Origin of the sequence: Sulfobacillus thermosulfidooxidans (genome assembly GCF_001280565.1) — a bacterium.
In the GTDB taxonomy this organism is placed as follows: Bacteria; Bacillota; Sulfobacillia; order Sulfobacillales; family Sulfobacillaceae; genus Sulfobacillus; species Sulfobacillus thermosulfidooxidans_A.
In genome coordinates this window covers 1,837,467-1,857,936 of the sequence record NZ_LGRO01000001.1, presented here as the reverse complement: position 1 = coordinate 1,857,936, position 20,470 = coordinate 1,837,467, and the positions used below count along the sequence as shown (strand labels likewise).

The 20,470-nt window shown below is 48.1% G+C and carries 19 protein-coding genes; 16 read left to right on the top strand and 3 right to left on the bottom strand.

Going from position 1 to position 20,470, the window contains the following annotated elements:
* Nucleotides 1-280: 280 nt before the first annotated feature.
* The 4 genes from AOA63_RS09265 (at nucleotide 281) to AOA63_RS09250 (ending at nucleotide 2,808) form a co-directional block, all read left to right on the top strand.
* A complete protein-coding gene (locus AOA63_RS09265; protein WP_053959433.1) occupies nucleotides 281-925 on the top strand; it encodes an FmdE family protein in 645 nt (214 codons plus the stop codon).
* A gap of 14 nt (nucleotides 926-939) precedes the next feature.
* Nucleotides 940-1,674, top strand: coding sequence for a sulfite exporter TauE/SafE family protein (locus AOA63_RS09260; RefSeq protein WP_053959432.1), 735 nt, complete (start codon nucleotides 940-942; stop codon nucleotides 1,672-1,674).
* 110 nt (nucleotides 1,675-1,784) lie between these two features.
* Nucleotides 1,785-2,135: a DsrE family protein gene (locus AOA63_RS09255; RefSeq protein ID WP_053959431.1), complete on the top strand. Its 351-nt coding sequence runs from the start codon at nucleotides 1,785-1,787 to the stop codon at nucleotides 2,133-2,135.
* Nucleotides 2,136-2,148: 13 nt separating this feature from the next.
* Nucleotides 2,149-2,808: a formylmethanofuran dehydrogenase subunit E family protein gene (locus AOA63_RS09250; protein ID WP_053959430.1), complete on the top strand. Its 660-nt coding sequence runs from the start codon at nucleotides 2,149-2,151 to the stop codon at nucleotides 2,806-2,808.
* Nucleotides 2,809-2,822: 14 nt separating this feature from the next.
* Here the strand turns inward: AOA63_RS09250 and AOA63_RS09245 are convergent, their stop codons facing one another.
* From AOA63_RS09245 to AOA63_RS09235, 3 genes are all read right to left on the bottom strand, one after another.
* A complete protein-coding gene (locus AOA63_RS09245) occupies nucleotides 2,823-6,230 on the bottom strand; it encodes a TM0106 family RecB-like putative nuclease (protein WP_053959429.1) in 3,408 nt (1,135 codons plus the stop codon).
* A gap of 404 nt (nucleotides 6,231-6,634) precedes the next feature.
* Nucleotides 6,635-7,261 carry a response regulator gene (locus tag AOA63_RS09240; protein ID WP_053959428.1) on the bottom strand — a complete coding sequence of 209 codons (627 nt, stop codon included), beginning with the start codon at nucleotides 7,259-7,261 and terminating at the stop codon, nucleotides 6,635-6,637.
* Nucleotides 7,249-8,436 (bottom strand): GAF domain-containing sensor histidine kinase, encoded by a 1,188-nt coding sequence (locus AOA63_RS09235; RefSeq protein WP_053959427.1) that lies wholly within the window; start codon nucleotides 8,434-8,436, stop codon nucleotides 7,249-7,251. The genes AOA63_RS09240 and AOA63_RS09235 overlap by 13 nt, the downstream gene beginning before the upstream one ends.
* A 251-nt stretch (nucleotides 8,437-8,687) precedes the next feature.
* On the opposite strand from AOA63_RS09235, the gene AOA63_RS09230 reads away from it, so the two are divergent.
* From AOA63_RS09230 to AOA63_RS09175, 12 genes are all read left to right on the top strand, one after another.
* Complete coding sequence (locus AOA63_RS09230; RefSeq protein WP_053959426.1) at nucleotides 8,688-9,575, top strand: FAD binding domain-containing protein; 888 nt, start codon at nucleotides 8,688-8,690, stop codon at nucleotides 9,573-9,575.
* Nucleotides 9,576-9,611: 36 nt separating this feature from the next.
* A complete protein-coding gene (locus tag AOA63_RS09225) occupies nucleotides 9,612-10,118 on the top strand; it encodes a (2Fe-2S)-binding protein (protein ID WP_082343864.1) in 507 nt (168 codons plus the stop codon).
* Nucleotides 10,115-12,469 carry an aerobic carbon-monoxide dehydrogenase large subunit gene (locus AOA63_RS09220; RefSeq protein WP_053959425.1) on the top strand — a complete coding sequence of 785 codons (2,355 nt, stop codon included), beginning with the start codon at nucleotides 10,115-10,117 and terminating at the stop codon, nucleotides 12,467-12,469. Before AOA63_RS09225 ends, AOA63_RS09220 begins: the two co-directional genes overlap by 4 nt.
* 19 nt (nucleotides 12,470-12,488) lie before the next feature.
* A complete protein-coding gene (locus AOA63_RS09215; protein WP_053959424.1) occupies nucleotides 12,489-13,460 on the top strand; it encodes an XdhC family protein in 972 nt (323 codons plus the stop codon).
* A gap of 4 nt (nucleotides 13,461-13,464) precedes the next feature.
* On the top strand, nucleotides 13,465-13,917 hold the full coding sequence (locus AOA63_RS09210) for a CoxG family protein (protein ID WP_053959423.1): 453 nt from the start codon (nucleotides 13,465-13,467) through the stop codon (nucleotides 13,915-13,917).
* Nucleotides 13,918-13,936: 19 nt separating this feature from the next.
* The gene (locus tag AOA63_RS09205) at nucleotides 13,937-14,788 is read left to right on the top strand and encodes an AAA family ATPase (RefSeq protein ID WP_139061546.1); all 852 of its coding nucleotides are present in this window, start codon (nucleotides 13,937-13,939) and stop codon (nucleotides 14,786-14,788) included.
* Nucleotides 14,776-15,885, top strand: coding sequence for a VWA domain-containing protein (locus AOA63_RS09200; RefSeq protein WP_053959421.1), 1,110 nt, complete (start codon nucleotides 14,776-14,778; stop codon nucleotides 15,883-15,885). The genes AOA63_RS09205 and AOA63_RS09200 overlap by 13 nt, the downstream gene beginning before the upstream one ends.
* Before the next feature lie 18 nt (nucleotides 15,886-15,903).
* Entirely contained in the window at nucleotides 15,904-16,926 is a 1,023-nt protein-coding gene (locus tag AOA63_RS09195; RefSeq protein WP_053959420.1) for an XdhC family protein, read from the top strand.
* Nucleotides 16,901-17,530: a nucleotidyltransferase family protein gene (locus AOA63_RS09190; RefSeq protein ID WP_053959419.1), complete on the top strand. Its 630-nt coding sequence runs from the start codon at nucleotides 16,901-16,903 to the stop codon at nucleotides 17,528-17,530. Before AOA63_RS09195 ends, AOA63_RS09190 begins: the two co-directional genes overlap by 26 nt.
* 246 nt (nucleotides 17,531-17,776) lie before the next feature.
* Nucleotides 17,777-18,595, top strand: a complete 819-nt coding sequence (locus AOA63_RS09185) for a DUF4850 domain-containing protein (protein ID WP_171822670.1) — start codon at nucleotides 17,777-17,779, stop codon at nucleotides 18,593-18,595.
* A 176-nt stretch (nucleotides 18,596-18,771) separates the two neighbouring features.
* The gene (locus AOA63_RS09180) at nucleotides 18,772-20,007 is read left to right on the top strand and encodes an MFS transporter (RefSeq protein WP_053959417.1); all 1,236 of its coding nucleotides are present in this window, start codon (nucleotides 18,772-18,774) and stop codon (nucleotides 20,005-20,007) included.
* 107 nt (nucleotides 20,008-20,114) lie between these two features.
* Complete coding sequence (locus AOA63_RS09175; protein ID WP_053959416.1) at nucleotides 20,115-20,453, top strand: hypothetical protein; 339 nt, start codon at nucleotides 20,115-20,117, stop codon at nucleotides 20,451-20,453.
* Nucleotides 20,454-20,470: the final 17 nt, after the last annotated feature.

Here is a 20,470-nt window from a genome sequence, read left to right as displayed (position 1 = left end):
TCCCGTCTTTCGTTCTCGATATCCTAAGCCGCGGCCCGGTCGTAAGAGTCTAAGCGCCTTGAGGAACGATTGCCCCTATTACATTATTACGATGGGTTCCTCAGTATTTTTGGCCCAGTTGCTTACGCATCTCCCATACAAATCGCTAATCGTGCTATGTTCGTTAATTTGCTGACCTTATTTCAATAACGACAAAACATTGAATAAATACATTGTAAAGGGCCAAAAGTGATCTATAATATGATTGATCAATCAATCTATCTATAAGGAGATGTTTTTAATGATTGTTAATGAAACAGCGATTTCCGCTCAGGAATTAAAGGATGCTCAATATTTTCATGGTCACAAATGTCCCGCGATGCCGCAAGGGCTGCGTGCCGGACATTTAGCGATGGATATTCTAGGGGTTGAACGAGCACAGGGCGGGGGAGAACTTATTGCCATTGTGGAAACAGGCGATCATCATTTTTCTGGCTGCTTTGCCGACGGGGTCATGTTTGCCACAGGATGTACTGTTGGAAAAGGCAATTTTGTTCGTAAACCTGTTGGCAAGTTTGCGTTAACCTTGCTTAATCCAAAGACCCGTAAAGCTGTTCGAGTAGTTCCTCGGTACGAACGCATGAGCCAATGCTTGGATATGGATTTCTTCAAGTTGCGAGCTCAAGGCGTGCCTCCCTATGAACTCGATCCGGATGTCGTGGCACCCTTAATTGAGGATGTGCTAACTCGTCCGTGGGAAGAAATTTTTTCAATACAGACATTTGAAAATTATCCTTACGAAAAAGTTCCTGAAGTCTTTGATGCGGTTCAGTGTCATTCTTGCAAAGAGTTAGTGGTTACAAGTTATGCCAAACAATTTGATGGCAAATGGTATTGCGAGCCTTGTCTTGACGCAATAATTCACGCCAATACTGCCACGAAATAAAGTGGGTGATGGGTATGTTAACAGCTGCTGTTGTGTTAATTTTCTTCGTCTCGGTATTGTTTGCCATGTTGGGGATGGGTGGAGGAATGTTGCATGTGCCCATCTTATTATGGTTGGGCTTCGACCTCAAGACCGTGGCCCAACCTTTAGGAATTCTCTTGAACGGGTTAACCAGTTTAATGGCGCTCATAACGTATTGGCGGCATGGATTAGTCGATTGGAAAGGCAGCCTGCCTATGGCATTGGCTGCCTTGGTCCTTGCTCCCGTCGGAGCGTTGGTAGCTCGTTTTATTCCCGATCATGTTCTTCTTGTTTTGCTTTTCATTGTTATTATTCTTGCTGCTTTTCGAACCTTGCAAAGCTTGCGCAAACCGGAACCTGTTGACTCTCCAGGTCGTGATCGCTGGATTTGGGCGACGTTGGGGGCAGGATTAGCTGCTTTAGCTGGTGGAATGTTGGGACTTGGTGGAGGCACTTTTATCAGTCCGTTGCTGATTTGGATGGGATATCCTACCAAAAAGGCCGTGGCGACAACGGCATACATTGTAACGTTTTCAAGCTTCTCGGGATTTTTAGGACGTGTTGAATATTTTCAAGCGCCATGGACATTCACCATTATCCTCTCAATTACGGTAATCGTGGCCGCTGCCATTGGCAGTCGTCTCATGGCGACAAAAGCGAAACCTCAGTGGATTAAAGTGGCTTATTCGCTTCTTCTGGTTGGAGTGGGAATTAAATTGGTGTGGTAAGGTTATAGTTGTAAAAGACTCCCCACAACGGGCGAGTCTTTTTTCTATATATAGATAACTATATGGTTATGTTATAATCTTAGAAAGCGCCATAAGAAGGACAGAATAATATGGCAAAAATGGCGATCGTGATTTTATCGGAATCAGAGCAAAAAGACCGGGCCTTAGCCGGTTTACATGTTTCCCAGCGGATTTTTGATGCACGCATAGAAAATGGTATTGACGCTATTGAGGTTTTTTTGTTTACACAAGGGATTCGTCTTTTAGGGGAACACGATAAACAAGTGGCTTCTTTATTATCAAAACTGATGGCAAACGGCATTGTAGTGGGGGCTTGCTCTAACCAACTTCAGCAATGGGGCTTACAGGATGAAGCAGACAGGTTGGGTGTGCAAGCCGAATTTGCCAGGGATGCCTTCTCACGGTATGCCCGCGATGGATATACTGTCATGACGTTTTAAAAAGGGTGAGCGAATGCAAATGGATAATATTGTGGAATGGTACTGGCCAAGATGGGCTGCCGAGGCAAAGCTTCCCATATTTAGTGTACGAGATACCGAATCCAGTCACGGGCGATATGCCAATGATGTGAAATGGATTACGGTGAAGGATTTGGTTAAGTTTCATGGACATGCCTGTGACGGCTTATTTCGTGGAGCTTTTGCCCTGTCGGTCGCATTTACAGTTTTGTTTGATGATGAACCCATTGACCGAACGGATTTGCGTGTGATTTCCCGCAACAGCCCTTGTTTAGGGGACGTGGCAGCCTATTTGAGCGGAGGGCGGATTCGTTTTAACACCCAAGATGTAAGGGACGAGCCGCCCGGAGTATGGTATATCATACAACGGATCTCCCATGATCGCACGGTCCGAGTTTCGGAAGATCCCGAGCTTTATCCTGCTTCGTTACAAAAAATGGAATCTCAGCTTATCTCCCATGCAGATGCGGACCCAGAGCATATAGACCGTCTACGAGAAGCGCAGTGGCAGTGGGTACAACGTGTATTGTTTACCAAACCGCCTGAAGCTAGTTATCACCTCGAAGTGCTTAACGAAACCGCGTGGCAAGATGTTCCTTATGGTCACCGGGGGCTTCGCACAGATGTCCTATTTAAAAATGTCCCCAAAGCTTAAGGGAAAACTCCCTGTTAAATAGCAGTCACGGCTTTGGCAAAGATCGAAGAGGGAACCGGTGAATGATTTGCTAAGGGAACGATTTCACTCTGTTCAACAAACACGCAAAGCGCATTAATCAAATTCAAATGCTCAATATGAAGGGGCTTATGGAATAGCAATAGAGGACTCGCAATCAAAATGGCGACACCTTGGGCCCGTGAAATGGCGACATTGAGCCGGTTTAAGCTATAGAGAAACTCCAATCCGTGAGAAATGTCATCGGGATTTGACGCGGCTGTACTGTAAATGACAACTGGTGCTTCTTGCCCCTGAAATTTATCCACCGTGCCGACCCGAACGTCTTTGGGCAAAGCCGATCGAAGTCTGGTGACTTGGGCGTTATAAGGGGCGACGATGAGGATATCGTGAGCTGTCAAAGGGCGGATGTGTCCTTCTTGATCAGTCCAGGTCGCTGCTAATAGCTCGACAACAAGCCGCCGCGTCACCCCCACTTCTTCTTCCGAGGAAGTCCGGTTTCCGTCATGCCATACGGGAACATAATAGAGACCGGGGTGAGGCCAGGAAGTATTGCCGCTGAGATTTTGCCGGGCACAGTTGGGATGTGAAGTGAGTTTGTCATCATAGGCAATGTGCGAAATATAGCGAGTGATAGCTGGATGCATGCGGCGGGTGATGTCTAAAAATATGCCGTAGCGGGGATCGATAGTTTGAGCCCCTTGCAGAATGTATTCTAACACTGAGACGTCTACGCCCGGTGGATGATGGCCTTGACTGGGCTGACGGAGTTGTTGGGGATCTCCTAAGAGAATGAGAGATTTGGCGGCTTGGCCTGCGGCCAGCGCGTTGGCCAAGGACATTTGCCCCGCTTCATCGATCACGAGGGCATCTAACATTTCACGCCATTCGGGACGGGCAAAGAGCCAGGCGGTGCCTGCGACAATCTGGGCTCCATTGCGAAATGCCGTAAAAACTTTGTCATTATCGTTTAAGAGCTGTAATGATGGCGACAACACGCCGCCCTTATCTGGGGCTTTTTGCACAGCTTGAATGGGAATTCCCCGCTCCTTTGCCCTAAGAACAACGGCCTCAAGCAAATGGCGAATGACTTGGTGGCTTGGAGCCGTGATCCCAACGGTTTTTCCCGCACTTACCAAATCAACGATGATGTGAGAGGCTGTATAACTTTTTCCCGAACCGGGTGGTCCTTGAATGGCCAAATATTGGTGATCTAATGCCAAAGCGCAGCGTCTGGCTGCAGCACTGGCCTCTTCACCGGGAAGACGCAGGCTACCATCTGAGGAACATCCCGGGATTTCAGGACGTTTGCGCATTAAAAGCCGCCTCAAAGCCATAAATTGGCCCGTTCCCTCCATCCCTTGTTTCAAAACGGCAGAAGCCAAATCTTTAAGTGCGCGCTTCAAAACCTTATTGGGAACAGGGCCTGGGGGTATAAGGGCTTGAAAGTGCTCGCCATGTGTCTTAAGAGCAATAAGACCTTGAGCAGGATCGACATCTACTACTTCTCCCGCCGTCTTTCCAGTCGCAGGATTTACGGGTTTATCTCCCACATTGATTTTATGTTCTTGCATAGGATAGCGGTATAGATCACTCCCGTCTGGACGCGTGCCCACAAATTCCAAACCGCCGAGACTGTCGGGATCTTCTATCAACTCTTCCAACGACATATCCCGGTGTGCAAAATATTGCCACCACACCGCTTTATCTTCACGCCGGTGCCAATTGAGCAGATGGGCAAGCATCCACTGGGCGTATTCTGGGGCTTTCGGACTGGGTTCTTGGTCAAGAGAATTGAGAAGAGCCGCGACCAAGGTTTGGGTGTCGTCCTCTATCCGTTGAAAAGCCGGCGGAGGTGTATTCGGAGCGGGTTTTTGTGTGATGCTCCCAAGGTGTTGAGCCATAAATTCCTGTTTTCGAGCCACAAGCCAGGTATGAAGACGCCACGTTGACAGACAATCATCTTGGTTATACGCTTCAATGTCTTTGAGGATTTTGTCATCATGTGATTGTTTCCACTGATCATAAGCGATAATACTGGCTCCGGCATTGGTGATTTCTCCATCACGTTTTTCCATATATAAGGGCTCTAAATATTTGATGGAATAAGATTCTTGGGAAACCATTAAGCTATGGCGGACTATATGATATAAATCGACGAGAATATGTTGAGCAAGAAGATGATCGACTTCTGCTTCCTTGGTGCTATAACGTCCCATCAACCGCTTCAAGGCGGTGGGTTCATAGGGAGCATAATGATAAATATGCATATGAGGGAAGCGGGCGAGACGATCCATCATCCGGTCCATAAAGGTTTCGAAATTATGACGTTCACGAACGCGGTCATGAGCCCACAATGCGTGAAAGGATGGCTTGCCCAGATTATCCACTTCGACCCATCCAAAAAGATACTCGAGAGGCCCTCCGTCGGCTAAAGGATCTCCTTCCAAGTCAAAATAGACATCCCCGGGCTGCGGGTCTGGAAGCCGGTGAAATCCGTGCTCCGCATGAGGTGGGAGTATCTCGAAAATCACCTGATTAGAAGTGCGTTGTTCCCACTGCAGATGGGCTTGCTTGATTAATCGTCGTAACGTGTCATTACTCATGCCCTTGATATGCCAGGAAGGATCGGTATGGGCTAAAGCACTCAGTGTGTGGATGCCGTGTTGCTGTAATTTTTTCATTTGAGATTTGGTAATGTTGGCGACATACCAGAGATGATCATCCTCGCGTCTTTTAGCTTCGCAGATATTAAGCCACATACAGGATTCACAGGCAGGCTTTGGATCGGGATATGAAGGGACAGGATCCTTTATCCAGTGTTTGAGCCGAGAAGCGGCTAATTTGACATAAGAACGGGCAAATGCGGAAGGAAAATCCATCCGTTCATTTTGTCCCAAGATCAAAGTGATGGGTGCCGCTTGCCCTTGTATGGCCTCTAATAAAAGGCTATAGAAGGTGGCTTGCACGAGTGCTGAAACGCGGGCATGATGGGCTAATTTGACTTCTTCGACATGATAAGAAAAAGAACCGAGCTTTGAGGAACCCTCATGTCGGACCAGAAAATCCGGCGTCCCAATCCAGATATCTTGCTGCAAGGTGCCTTGATAGATAACCGGTTCACCTCGACGCAAAGCGAAGCGTGTTAAATGGACCCTTTCTGTAAGAGGAAGTTCATGGGTTCCGTCCCATACTGACAAACCTTGGGAGAGAAGTTCTTTCCGGTATTGGTGTTCCCTATCGTTCCCCATGCGGCTTAACATTTGTTGCTGGGGATCGTCAAGGGCAGGGGGTTCCATCTCGCCTTGCACGACTTGCAGGTTAAGCCAACTTCTTTGAGGGCATTCGAGATGGTCGACCACATCGGAGGCAGTTAATAGGAATTGGCCATGAATGAGTTGCATCGGGATCTCCTTTTCCATGACAACTATAATAGAGAAATAACGGGCGTCATAAGTTATTCAATTCTTTCACAACATTCTTGCCATATATCGGCAATTGTAACACGAATCATCTTTGGGCTCTAGAAAGATACAACTCACTTCTCCGTCTCGAGAAAATCGAGTCGGAATTCGGTGAGATATTTTGAACACCTTGGAAAAATTTGTCCCTAAGGCAAAGAGGTTTCCATAATCCCCATTGACTTGACAAATAAATAAGATATGCATACAGGGAAGGGAAATTGGGCTAAAACCCATCATTCTTAACAGCGTAACAGGTTAAGAATCCTTTTCGGCGTCGGCAGTTCGTTGGGAGAGAGGATCTGAACAGATAGAGTTAAAAGGGAGGCGGTAAAGCACTAAGTCTTTTATATCAAACCGTAGCGGTAGGCAATGATGGCGGCTTCTACACGGTTCTTGGCACCAAGAGTTTCGACTATCGCGTTGATATGCGCCTTAACTGTGTTTTCAGAGAGATTTAGGGTCATACCAATTTCTTTATTTGTAAAGCCTTCAGCGACGAGAGATAAAATACGGATATCTAAGGGTTTGAGCGGGTCTGGGAATTTGAGATGATCCTCTTCAACCCATCGTATGACATGTGCTGTCAATTTGGGGTCTAACACAGCTCCCTGAGTTAAAACCTGCCGAATGTTGTCAATCAGTTCCAGACTTGTAACATCTTTAATGATATAACCGCGGGCACCATTGACCAGCGCAGACCGTAATAAGATTTCATCCGTATAACTGGTCAGGATAATGCAAGCCGTAGGTAGACCGGCGTCCTTCACTAAACGGCAGACTGCCGGTCCTTGGAGTCCATCCATGCGAATGTCTAACAAGGCGATTTCGGGATGAAATTTCTGGATGAGATCCCATGCTGTATTCCCGTCGGCTGCCTCACCAACTACGCGAAATTCATGGGTATCTGATAAGACTTGTCGTAGACCTCGTCGGGTCAGTTCGTGGTCATCGGCTATGATTACTCGATACATGGTGAGGTCCTCGATTTAGTCGGTTTAGCATTATTAGGGAGAATAACGCGGACTGTCGTGCCACCTTCGTCATGACCGAATATCGCAAAATGGCCTCCAATTCGGCGGGCCAAGGTATCCATAGATCGGATGCCATAGCTAAGGGGAGTCTGCCATGATGGGGGCAGTCCTATTCCCATATCGTGAATAGCGAGGATAGTTTCATTAGCTTTTATCGATAATGTTATTATCGCTATGTCACTTTGACTATGTTTCCGAATATTGGTTAACGCTTCACGCACAATATCACGAGCAACAGATATTGGGGCCGGGCCAATTTTTTGGTCGTTGCCCGTGCATAAGAACTTAGTTTTGATCCCGGTTTCTTTCTCGAATTCTATCAACATCTGTGAAATTAATGGGACTAATCCCCGGGAGGGGGCATTATCAGTCAAAGAAAAAATTGCCGTTTTCACGTCTCGCAGTCCTTTTTCAGCAAGTTCTTGCATGGCGGTTAATCTAGTTAGTAATTCTTCGTTGCTTTGAGGGAGATGTTGTTGGCATCGGCTTATTTCCACTTTCAACAAAAATAAGGTTTGGGCCACTGAGGAATGCAGGGCCATGCTAATTCTCTCTCGTTCTTCCAGCACTAAAATTCTAGCCAACTGATCACGACTGCGAACACTTTCAAGAGCAATGGCTGCTTGCGTGGCGAAGGCAGATAGCAAATCTTGATCTCGTTGGGTAAAATGTCGACCACACGGACTTTCAGCCAAAAATAAGCTGCCTAGTAACGCCTCGAAGGATTTCAAAGGGACTCCTAGAAACGACCCCAACTGAGGATGATTGGGAGGTTTATTGACATGATGCGACAAGGGGATTTGATCAAGCCGAACGGCTTGTCCAGTGCGATAAGGAACCATAAACAATCCATGACCTCTCGGCAGTTCCTTGGCGGGTGGGACACCAGAAACTTTGAAATGCCGAAGTTGGCGCGGATTATTCTCGTCTACGACGACGAGCCCACCCATCTTAGCCCCAATGAGATCACGAGCGCAATCAACGATGGTTTGTAAGAGACTGTCGAGGTCGACCTGCATGGCAATTTTTTGGTTAAGCATGATTAACGTTTCGAGTTCACGAACCTGTCTAGTTAAATCGGACGGAATGGCGGTATGTCCCTTTTTGAGCGCCATGAGTGTAACCTTTCTTTCGCAACAACACCACCAGTTTGCTACTTACGATGTCTTCGATTTATTTAAGGTAGTTCTATATTACCACTTATGATTTAAGTTTTTACGGGTAATTTTTAAAAAATACCAAAAAGGATACGAGAATATACCTTTTTAGGTATCGCTTATGAATGCTCCAATTGCCACAATGACAATAGAATTTACACAAGCCTTGTTAGATGACAAGCATTCTTAGATAAGTAAGGAGGATAAGAATGTTTCCTAATTCCTTTGAGTATTATGCACCCCGATCAGTAGAAGAAATATTCGGATTATTAGAGCAATACGGAGATGAAACTAAAATTCTAGCAGGGGGACAAAGCTTGTTACCCATGATGAAGCTACGTTTGGTAGCCCCTTCTATTCTTATTGACATCAATGGAATTTCCTCGTGGGATAATGTCACGGAACAGGCTCACCTGCTTCATATCGGAGCCCTTGTTCGTCATCGCAAGTGGGAGTATGTGCTAGATTCTCGCGTTCCCTTACTACACCAAACGGCGAGGCATATTGCGGATCCTCTTGTCAGAAATCGGGGAACTATGGGGGGGTCGCTAGCTCACGCTGATCCCGCAGCTGATTGGGGGGCCGCATTATTGGCTCTCAAAGCATCGGTATCCATCCAAAGTGCACATCGTTCCCGGGAAGTGCCTCTTCGCGAGTTCTTTGTGGATACATTTACGACCGTTCTTGAACCGCAAGAATTGGTCACCGGTATACGTATTCCCTTGCATTACGATTCTGGATTTGTGGGCGCGCGTTATTTGAAGCTTGAGCGAAAAGTCGGGGACTTTGCGGTTGTTGGGGTTGCCGTCACACTGGTATTAGATCCCCACGGGGTTGTTTTGGATGCTGGTATTGGATTAGCCGCCGTGGGAGCGACTCCCCTGGCTGCGGTGAAGGCGGAATCCTTATTGCAGGGTCATCCTTTAACGCCCGAACTCATTCGACATGTCGCCTCTGAGGCGGCCAAGGAATCTGATCCGGTGACGGATCGGCGTGGCAGTGAAGAGTACAAACGGGCTATGGTTAATGTTTTTGTAGAACGTGGTCTAACGGCCGTACATCACGACTGGCAACGGCTGATGGATGTGTCTGCCTAATATCGTCTGAACCAACGAAGGACTGGAGGTAACATGATGGGTCGAACGGTTATAAATGATCAAATTATGGTTCACGTCACCATTAATGGGGAGTCGCGCCATGCCTTGGCGGAACCTCGAACGTTACTAGCTTATTTCATTCGGGATAATCTTGGATTAACGGGAACTCATGTGGGTTGTGATACCACAAGTTGTGGGGTTTGTACTGTACTCTTAGATGGCGTTCCAGTTAAATCGTGTACGGTTTTGGCTGTGCAAGCCGACGGTCATGATATTGAAACGGTAGAAGGTCTGGGACACAATGGCCAACTTCATCCCTTGCAACAAGCGTTTTGGGACAATCACGGCTTGCAATGCGGGTTTTGTACCCCGGGCATGCTAATGACAACCACAGCCCTCCTACGAAATTCTGTAGATCTCACCGAGCATGAGGTACGTCGGGCGATTTCTGGGAATCTCTGCCGATGCACTGGATACGTCAATATTGTCAAAGCGGTACTAGAAGCCAAACGCCGGATGGGAGAGGAGACTAGAAAAGTATGAGTATGGATGTTACGGAAACGCAACCTTTAGGTAAGGCTATAAAACGCAAGGAAGATCCACGGTTTATTCGAGGGCAGGGGCGATATTTAGACGATATTGTTCTGCCGCATATGCTTTATATGGCACTGGTTCGCAGTCCTTATGCCCATGCCCGCATTAAATCTGTTCGCACTGAGGATGCTTATGCCGTTAAAGGGGTTAAGGCCGTTCTCACGGGGGAAGATTTAGCTGCGATGAACTTGGCGTGGATGCCGACATTAGCTGGAGATCAGCAAATGGTTTTAGCGACCGGAAAGGTCTTATTTCAGTATCAAGAAGTTGCGGCCGTTGTGGCTGAAACCAGGGAAGCAGCTGAAGACGGCGTGTCCCGCGTTGATGTTGAGTATGAGCCTCTCACCCCGGTTATGGATCCGTTTTTTGCTTTAAGTAGTGACGCTCCCATACTCCGGGAAGACCGCGAACAGACAAATAATCATATTTTTCATTGGGAAGTGGGGAACAAAGAAGACACGGATGCGGCATTGGCTTCCTCACCGGTGGTAGTGAAGGAACAGATTCGGATGCCTAGAGTCCATCCAGCTCCGCTGGAACCATGCGGTTGTATCGCCGATTATCAGAATTCTACAGGCAAACTCACGTGGTATGTTACTTCACAAGCACCACATGCGCATCGAACTGTCTTGGCTATGGTGTCTGGACTTCCGGAGCATATGATTCATGTTGTGTCACCCGACATTGGTGGAGGATTTGGTAATAAAGTACCCGTATATCCCGGTTATGTCTGTGCTGTGGTTATGTCGATAAAATTAGGGCAGCCCATCAAATGGATAGAAACGCGGACAGAAAATCTTACCACTACCAATTTTGCCCGTGATTATCATATGACAGCAGAGATCGGAGCCACAGAAGATGGTCATGTGACGGTTTTAAAGGTCACGACCATTGCCGATCATGGAGCCTTTGATGCCGCTGCTGACCCTTCCAAGTTTCCTGCAGGATTATTTTCCATTGTTACCGGATCCTACCGTTTTCCTGTTGCCTTCGCCGAAGTTGATGGGGTTTATACGAATAAAGCGCCAGGAGGTGTGGCTTATCGTTGTTCGTTTCGAGTGACAGAAGCATCGTTCTTGATTGAACGGGTGATGAATACTCTGGCTTACCGACTCAGCCTCGATCCCGTCGAATTGCGGCGGCGCAATTTTATTGCGCCTGAAGAGTTTCCTTATCAATCTCCATTGGGTTGGGTTTATGACAGCGGAAACTATGCTAAAACCTTAGATACCGCTCTTGCTATCATTGATTATTCTCAGATGCGAAGGGAGCAAGAAAAACGGCGCGAACAAGGCGAATTAGTCGGCATTGGGATATCGACGTTTACCGAAATTGTTGGAGCAGGTCCTAGCCATACTTTTGATATTCTTGGCATCAAAATGTTCGATAGCTGTGAAATTCGGATCCATCCTACAGGCAAAGTCATTGCCCGACTCGGCGCGCGTCATCAAGGACAAGGACATGAAACCACGTTTGCCCAACTCATTGCGCAAGAACTAGGACTATCGGCGGCAGATGTACTCATTGAAGAAGGTGACACCGATACTGCACCTTACGGATTAGGAACCTATGCTAGTCGTAGTACGCCAACCGCAGGGGGAGCCGCGGCACTGGCAGCCAGGCGCGTCCGAAAGAAGGCCGAACAAATTGCCGCTCATTTGCTCGAGGTATCCCAGGATGATGTGCAATGGGACGGGACACGATTTTCCGCAAAAGGATTAAGTTCTCGCAGTGTGACCATGGCAGATGTGGCCTTGGCAGCCTATACCAATTTGCCCGAAGGCATGGAACCGGGGTTGGAAGCAACCTATTATTATGATCCGCCGAATCTGACATTCCCCAATGGTGCTTATATTGCTGTTGTCTCAATTGATCGGGGGACGGGACAAGTGCATGTGGAACGGTTTGTTGCAGTAGATGATTGTGGAACAGTCATCAATCCGATGGTGGTCGAAGGACAAATCCATGGAGGACTTACTGAAGGCTTTGGCATTGCCTTCATGCAAGAAATTGCCTTTGATTCTGATGGTAACAATCTAGCCCCTAATTTCATGGATTACTTGGTGCCAACCGCTGTAGAAACTCCGCACTGGGAAACGGGTCGTACCGTCACTCCCTCACCACACCATCCTATAGGGGCCAAAGGCGTAGGTGAATCTCCCAATGTTGGATCTCCTGCTGCATTTGTTAACGCAGTAGTCGACGCCTTGGCTCCGTATGGTGTCACCAATCTTGAGATTCCCTTGTTCCCGTGGAAAATCTGGGAAGTATTGAAACAACATGGGCTAACAGTATCCTAGGTGAAGGAGGAAGAAGCGCATGGATCCGGTCTTGCAAGAGGCAGCGCGACGCGATTTAGCGGGGGAACCCTATGTCTTAGTAACTGTGGTACGAACACGGCCCCCGACTTCAGCCATCCTCGGAGCACATGCAATTGTTAGCCAAGATCACCAGTTGACAGGATATGTGGGCGGTGAATGCACGCGTCGGATTTTACTAGAAGTCGCCGAAGGCGCTTTGACTGATGGACAACCGCGGTTGTTGTTGTTATCCCCGCATCCGGAAGACGATGATGAGTGGATTCGCCAGAAAAATGTTGAAGACAGGGGCGTCTTGATTAAACCGATGACGTGTCACTCGGGGGGAACGGTGGAACTATTTGTGGAGCCGCATCTTGCTAGTCCCTTGCTCTTAGTCATCGGTGATTCACCAGTGGCGCGGTATGTACTGCAAATTGCGTCTCATTTGAATTTTCGGGTGCAAGGTGCCGCCATGACACCCGATGCCAACTGGGAAACTTTCAAACAACAGATTCGTCAATTGAGCCAAGATGGCGGTTTCGCTGTCTTGGCTACCATGGGACAATATGACGATTGGGCAATCGACGCGCTACAAGATGCTCCGCTTTCCTACTTGGGCGTCGTGGCTTCACATCGGCGCGGAGCATTGTTGCGAGAGCGGTTCTCGCAAGGACGAAAGTTTGACAATGCCTGCATTCTCTCAATCCCGGCCGGCTTAGATGTGCATTCGCGACTTCCCGAAGAAATCGCCGTAAGTATTGTGGCAGAAATTATTCAGATTCGGCGGCAGACTAAGCCCACCTCCGTAGAGGTCTCATCTCTTCTAACTAAGACTGTGGTAATCGATCCCGTCTGTCATATGACGGTAAATCTTTCCGAGACGCCCTATCAAGCAGTATATGCCGATCAAACCTGGGGATTTTGTGCTTCATCGTGTCGAGACGCATTTTTAGAAGATCCAGAACGTTATGTTCGAAGTAAGGAGGCATGAATCGATGAAAACTTATCAAGGTGTTGTCGTGATGGATGCTCCCCGGAATGTAGTGTGGGATTTTGTCCAAGACCCTGATGCGATAGGCCGTTGCATGCCGGACGTTATCGAATATGAGGTATTGGATGAACGTCATTTGCACGCGAAAGTGCGGGTCGGTGTGGGCCCTATTCGCGCGGTTTTTGATATGAATGCCAAAATTGAATTATTGCCTGAACCCTATAAGGCTTGCTTAGATGCCCAAGGGGGAGGTATGGGCAGTGGTTTTCATCTCCTGAGCACGATGCATATTGCGCAAGAGCAGGACCACGTATCGCTCAACTGGGTCGCGGAAGTCAGTGTGAGTGGGCCCTTGGCGACCCTAGGCGGGCGGCTGTTAGATAATCAAGTTAAAAAGATTACGGAACAAGTTTTTGAAAATATTCGGCAAGGGATTGCGGCTCAGTTAGCCGAATAGCCGGATAAGGAGAATGCGGGTGAATGGGTGCGAGCTCTGGATTCAACAATTGAATCAAGCGGGATATATTGCGGATGAGATGCTGTCCGCGGTGTGTTATGCCGTAGATCGTTTACGCCGTCCTCTACTCGTGGAGGGACCAGCGGGAGTAGGAAAAACCTTTCTGGCGAAAGCGCTTGCCCAATGCCTTAACAAGCCTTTGGTACGTCTTCAATGCTACCAAGGACTGGATGCGTCCCAAGCACTGTACGATTGGAATTATGCTAAGCAACTGTTAGCAGCACATAGTACTGAAACAGGAAACGTCGTCGACGATTTTTATCGCTGGGAATATTTATTGGAACGGCCACTGCTCAAAGCTATTCGTCTTCGCCCGTCGCCTGTCCTGCTTATTGATGAAGTGGAACGGGCCGATGAAGAGTTTGAAGCGCTCTTACTGGAAATCTTGGGTGAGTTTCAAATAACTATTCCTGAAATTGGAACTATTGCTGCACAGGAACCTCCTTGGGTTGTGTTGACGTCTAATCGTACTCGAGATTTGTCTGATGCGTTAAGACGGCGTTGCCTTTATCTATGGTTAGATTACCCGACACCAGACCGCGAATTGGCGATTATACATCAGCATGTGCCACACTTGCCCTTAGATATAGCCAAGCGTGTAGTGGCAGCGGTAAAAACTTTACGAGGATGGAATTTGCTTAAACCCCCGGGTCTGGCGGAATCGATTGACTGGGCTCGGATGTTGGCGGAATTTGATGAGGACGGTTATTCGGAGACAACGGTGCGGTGGACTTTGTCGAGTGTTCTAAAGACCCAAGATGATTGGGCTGTAATAGAAAAACGGGGGATTCGTGCATTATGGGTGGACTAACGGTTGATCAGTTTTCTCGGCGTCTGGAAATGCAAGTAACTGAGTTTTCGCATTTTCTGCGGCACCATGGATTTCGTCCTGCAGTCAGCGAGACGCAGGAGGCTCTTCAATTACTTGCTGACTCACCTGTAGAGCATGCTGAAAATCTTCTGAGGATGTGGCGCCCCGTGTATGCCAAGACGGCCGACCAATGGGAAATATTTCCGAACTTGTTTCTACGTTTCTTTTATCCCGAAAGGCCTCGGTTGATGGTTCCAGAACGTATCCAAGATAGCACTGATGGGATGTTCTCAACACCTGGTCAAACGCGGATGCAAGCGCAATCAAAAAATCCCTCTCCGGCTCTTTTTGCCTATAGTCCCATGTGGGGAAGTCCCTGCACATTGGCTCCAGGCCAGGATGTTCCCTATCATGAAATGAAACGCTGGACGCGCTATATGGCCCGGCATTGGGCAGCGAATACCGGGCCATGGCGAGGAAAAAGTTCATGCGGCCGTAGCCTGAATTGGCGCAGTACGGTCCAAGCTGCTTTCCGCCATGGCGGAGACCCCGTACAGTGGCTTTGGCACCCTCGTCATCAAGAACACGCACGGATCGTCGTGTTAGTAGACGTTTCCGGTTCGATGCAGACCTATGTGCCATTCTATTTGGGTTTGGCATGGCAATTGATGCATGAGACCAATCGAGTGGAATGTATTTTGTCGAGCAATCAAGTCAAGCGAGTGACGCCGTTTTTACGCCGTAGTGGACCAGGCAGCCCGCCCGTAGCTGATGCGCAACAAATGGGAGGAGGAACTCGGTTAGGATGGGCTTTCTCGTGGCTATTGCATGAGTATGCTCAGTTGTTTACGAGGCAAACAACCTTTCTTATTGCCTCAGATGGTTTTGACACAGGAGATTTGTGGTTGCTATCCCAATCGTTTCCTGTTCTGGTTCGCCTTGCTCAGCGTGTGGTATGGTTGAATCCATTATTATTATTGCCAGATTATACTCCGCAATCGGCTGCTTTAAAAGTTATTTTGGCTTACAATCCGGAACATGTTGGGGTATCCGACAGCCTCTCGTGGATTCATTATGTGCGTACGTGTTTGCAATGACTAAGGGAGGGATGAACATTGTCGTCGATTAAAGAGGCGCGGAATTTGTGGCAGCTGGTTAAAGATGCAGAATTATCGGGGCACGAAGTGGTCTTAGCTACCTTGGTAACGGTGAACGGATCTGCATATCGCCGTCCCGGCGCGAAAATGGTGATGCGAGAGGATGGCCGAATGCAAGGGACCTTGAGTGGGGGATGTCTTGAAGGCGATTTATTTCTTCACGCCCAACGTGTCATGAAAACGCATGAACCGTGCCTGCAGCATTATGATTTGACCGAAGATGATATGTGGGGACTAGGTATTGGATGCAAAGGTAGTGTCGATGTATGGCTGGAACCGATTAGTTCATCTGACCCCTTTTGGACCGCATTTAATGAATGTCTGCACGGTGAAGAACCCGTTATTTGGGGAGCTGAACTGCCTATCGGACGCCGATTCCTTTTCTCTCACGCTACAGAGTGCGGAGAAGTTCCTTCGTGGGCTGCGGCATTCTTAGCATCATCAGAGAACAAGAGGGACTCGGGGTTTTTCAACGGATTTTGGTGGGATATCATGAAGCCGCCTGCTCAGCTGATTATTGCCGGTGCGGGACATGATGCCGAGCCTGTTGCGCGTTTGGCCCATCAGGTCGGATTTTCTGTGATGATTATGGATTCTCGGCCTCATATCAATAACGATCATCATTTTCCGCATACCACACATTGTCTCACCCCGATTGCACAAATTAAACCGGCTACCTTGATGGGGGCTTATTGGGTTATTATGAATCATCATCAGCGCCGTGATGAAGAGGCGGTGGCTCTTGCAGCGGCTTCCCATCCTCAATTTATCGGAGTGTTGGGACCGTTGGAAAGGACGTTGGAGATGTTGACAAACGTTGGACTCTCCTCTCAACAACTGCCCTTACACGCACCAGTAGGACTAGACGTCGGGGGCGAGACGCCCGAAGAAGTGGCGGTCAGTATCGTGGGAGAGTTAATGGCTTGTCGGAAAGGCACCAAAGGAGGAACGCTACATGGACGTAAGCACGTCCATTCATGACGCCGTCGCACTGATTTTAGCCGCAGGGTTCAGTACAAGAATGGGACAGCCCAAAGCGTTATTGCCTTGGGGACAGGGTACAGTGCTTGATCACGTGATTGGTCAAGCGCAGCAAACTGGCTGTGAGACTCTGGCGGTTCTGGGATTTGATCCTTCTTTTCCCCTGGCCGGAGACTGGGTGACGAATGTTCACGCATCCCAGGGGATTGCGACTTCCATTCAACGAGGATTAACGTGGATTCGAAACCATAAAGGCATGGTTCCTGTTCTCATTCTTTTAGCTGATCAACCTTTTGTGACGTCAGATGATATTTTGTGGACATGGGAGCAGTTTGCAAAGCGTCCTGCAGATGTTCACGCAATAAGACCTCTTTACAATAATCATATCGGCCATCCCGTGATTTTTGATGCCCAATTTGACCCCGTTATTTTTCAATTGCAGGGAGACGTCGGGCTCGGTCAAGTTTGGCATAAACGCCCCGATACCTTAAGCATCTCAGCACCCCCTGTGCTTTCACGTCCCCATCCCAATTTTGATTTGGATACCGCAAGCGATTATGCTCAGGCTTTGTCCCTGAAAAGACTCTATCAAGAATATGACTAGCTTATTGTAGAAACATAAATGTGAGCCTAAAATAGCACCCAACGCGATTTGCTTCCTCCCCGAATTTCGTCTTTCCCCTTCCGTTTTCTCTCGTAATAATCTTCACTCCAAAATTCTTTAAGGACCCTGCATACGAAAACGAATGATTTTATAGTGGAAAGTAATCGGGGTTCTTAAGTTTGGACCATAAACTTGCGCGCGGAGGCAAAAGGGAAAATGAAGGGCACAGGATGGATGCGGAGAGTCGTGATTTTGGTCATAATGCTCGTGATTACGGCTTGTGGGGATCATCCAACGAGCATAGGTGGCCCGAAACCGACGACGGGTGGGTTTTCAAGTCATTCAGCTGCCCATTCTTTTTCTCCTTCTTCCTCTCCGCTTTCTGTGTCTATCTCATCTCCCTCGCCGTCTTCGCCTTCTTCGATTCCCCATCAGCCATCGCCGTCTGCAAATCCTGTATCTTTAATGCAAGTTGTGACACTTCCTGTTTCCATAGTGACACCGAGTTTTGGAGGCGAGGTGGTGACTTTTCATTATCCTAAGACTGTGAGCGTGACGGTTCCTGTTGAGTGGGCTTCTCAATTGCAAGCCGTGGGGGCTTTGGGTTTTGTCATTCTCACTCCCAAAGGATGGTCAGGTACGGCACAAGAAGGGGCTGATGGCTCTAAGCGGGTGATTTTATATCCTTCCGGAGGCTCCGCTCAACATGGCCCCCGCATCCTTTTGAATACGTCAAGCGCGTGTGTGGGTTGTGCGTGGTTTGCTGCTGCTCCATATTTTTCGTGGGTACGACAGCATTTTGCTAGCGCAGGATGGGGAACCTATCACGGTCCTGTGATTTCGGGCTATGCCCTCTCGGCCGATTTAAGAGCTTACCATGCTCCTAATACTCCCATGGGCTATCATGTAAACGGGATCGCCTACGCACCCTTTATCGAAAATCCTAATGGTCATGACCAGATCCTGTTTCGCCAAGCCGAAACCATATTGCCCCCGGGTGAACATTCTTTAGCCACGGTAATTTTAAATAATCTCTTGCCGCAATTAGAAAATCCCTATGTTTGAGAAAGATCGGGTATGTCGATGTAAATATCGCATTTTGAAGTAGACGTCTTGGGATTCGCGTGCCCATATTTCTTCCTATCATTTTTTCAAATTTACATTAATGTTGTAGAAAATATAAATCTAAAGATCTATATTAGTAAAAAGTTAATAAATAAAATTAAGGTTGGGGTGCTAAGATGATTGCTTCCCTCAGAGCCACCGGGTTTCGTTGGTTGTGGTTAGGTCAGTTACTGTCCCAATTTGGCAATGCAGTGTTTTTAATTATGGGATTTTGGATAATCCAGCTTAAGAGTCCTTTTTTATTAGGGATTGCCGGGCTGGCAATGGTGATTCCCCAGTTATTAGCGGTAATTGGGGGAGCGGTAGTGGATCAGTTTGATGCCAAGCGCATCATGTTGTGGACAGATTTGTTGCGCGGGATAGCGGTCGGCCTCGGACTTTTGGTGCTTGCCCTGGATCCGCCGGCCAGTCCTTATATCATTATCGGAGTTATTGGAGTGAACGCCTTCGGCACCGCATTTTTTGGTCCGGCTGAAGCGGTTGTGCTGCCCCTTCTGGTTCCGGATAAGGACTTGTCCGCCGCCAATGGTCTCTATTCGTTAACCTCTCAGATGACTTCGGCCATTGGCGCAGGCATTGGAGGGGCAGCGATTGCAACAGTTGGCATTTTTGCCGTATTTGGTTTTGATCTTGTCTCATTTTGGTTTAGTGCCATTGCCATTTTCATCATGATGCGGTTCTCGAGGCCTTTAGAACCCAAGCCCGAGACATCGGCTGAGATCAAGCGGCCCTTTGCCGGATTTAAAGAAGGCTGGAAAATGATTACGACCATGCGTTGGTTTGTGATATTGCTCCCCCTTATTTTGCTAACCAACTTTACGTTTGCGGGAGGCTTGATTCTTCTGCCCTATTGGATCCATCATGACCTGCATTCGACGGCATTTTGGTATGGGCTCACTGATGGAGCTTGGTCATTAGGGATGATGATTGGAAGTCTTAACGCGGGGTGGCTCGGCCGTTTTTCTTTAGAAAAAACGATAAGTGTTTCCGGTATTCTTCAAGGGAGCGTGATGGCAGCTTTTGCTTTTACGCATGCGCCATGGGCTGACATTTTATGGCTCTTAGTTGGCGGTATTTGTAATGGGGCCACCAATGCTTTGATATTTACGATGTTGCAGCGTTTGATTCCCGAGGCGATTCGGGGACGTACTTTCGGGATGCTCATTACGATTGTCACCGCGGCAACGCCGTTAGCGGTGTTTTTGGCTGGGATATCCGTCAATATCATCCCCACAATCAGCTGGTATGTGGCTATGGCTATCAGCGATGTCGCTTTTGGTCTGTCGTTATGGCGAATAATGCCGAGGCATTTAGACGGCTCATCGGGAACAGTTCTGGCACCGGAATCCTAAGGTCTGCCGAGTCGACCGCAACAAGTGCATAATGGCACTTGCGCACACGGCGCGTCACCCCATAGGGTAAAAGCAGACTCTGAGAAGAATCATAGGGAGGCCGAACAATGACGGAGGAGTTTTGGACAATTCAAAAAGAGGACATTATCGCCATTTTGAAGGCTAATCGCGAATTAGGACCGGACTATGATGAACATACAGCTGAGCAATTACTAAACCTCATCCACAAAGGCAACAAGCCAACGACTCTAACGGAAAACGATTTAACCACACCGGTTCGCATTAAGCCGCGGCATAAGGAGCGCGGGCCGGTAGCGACAGTGCCATCTGTTTTGGCCTTATCTATTCCTTTGTTGGCTGTGGCTCATGGTTCGACCATTGGGATGGTGGGAGTGCTGGGATTAGATGCCTTAATTATTACAGGAATTTTTTACCGCAAACATTAGTGCATGTGGGTGGCCAA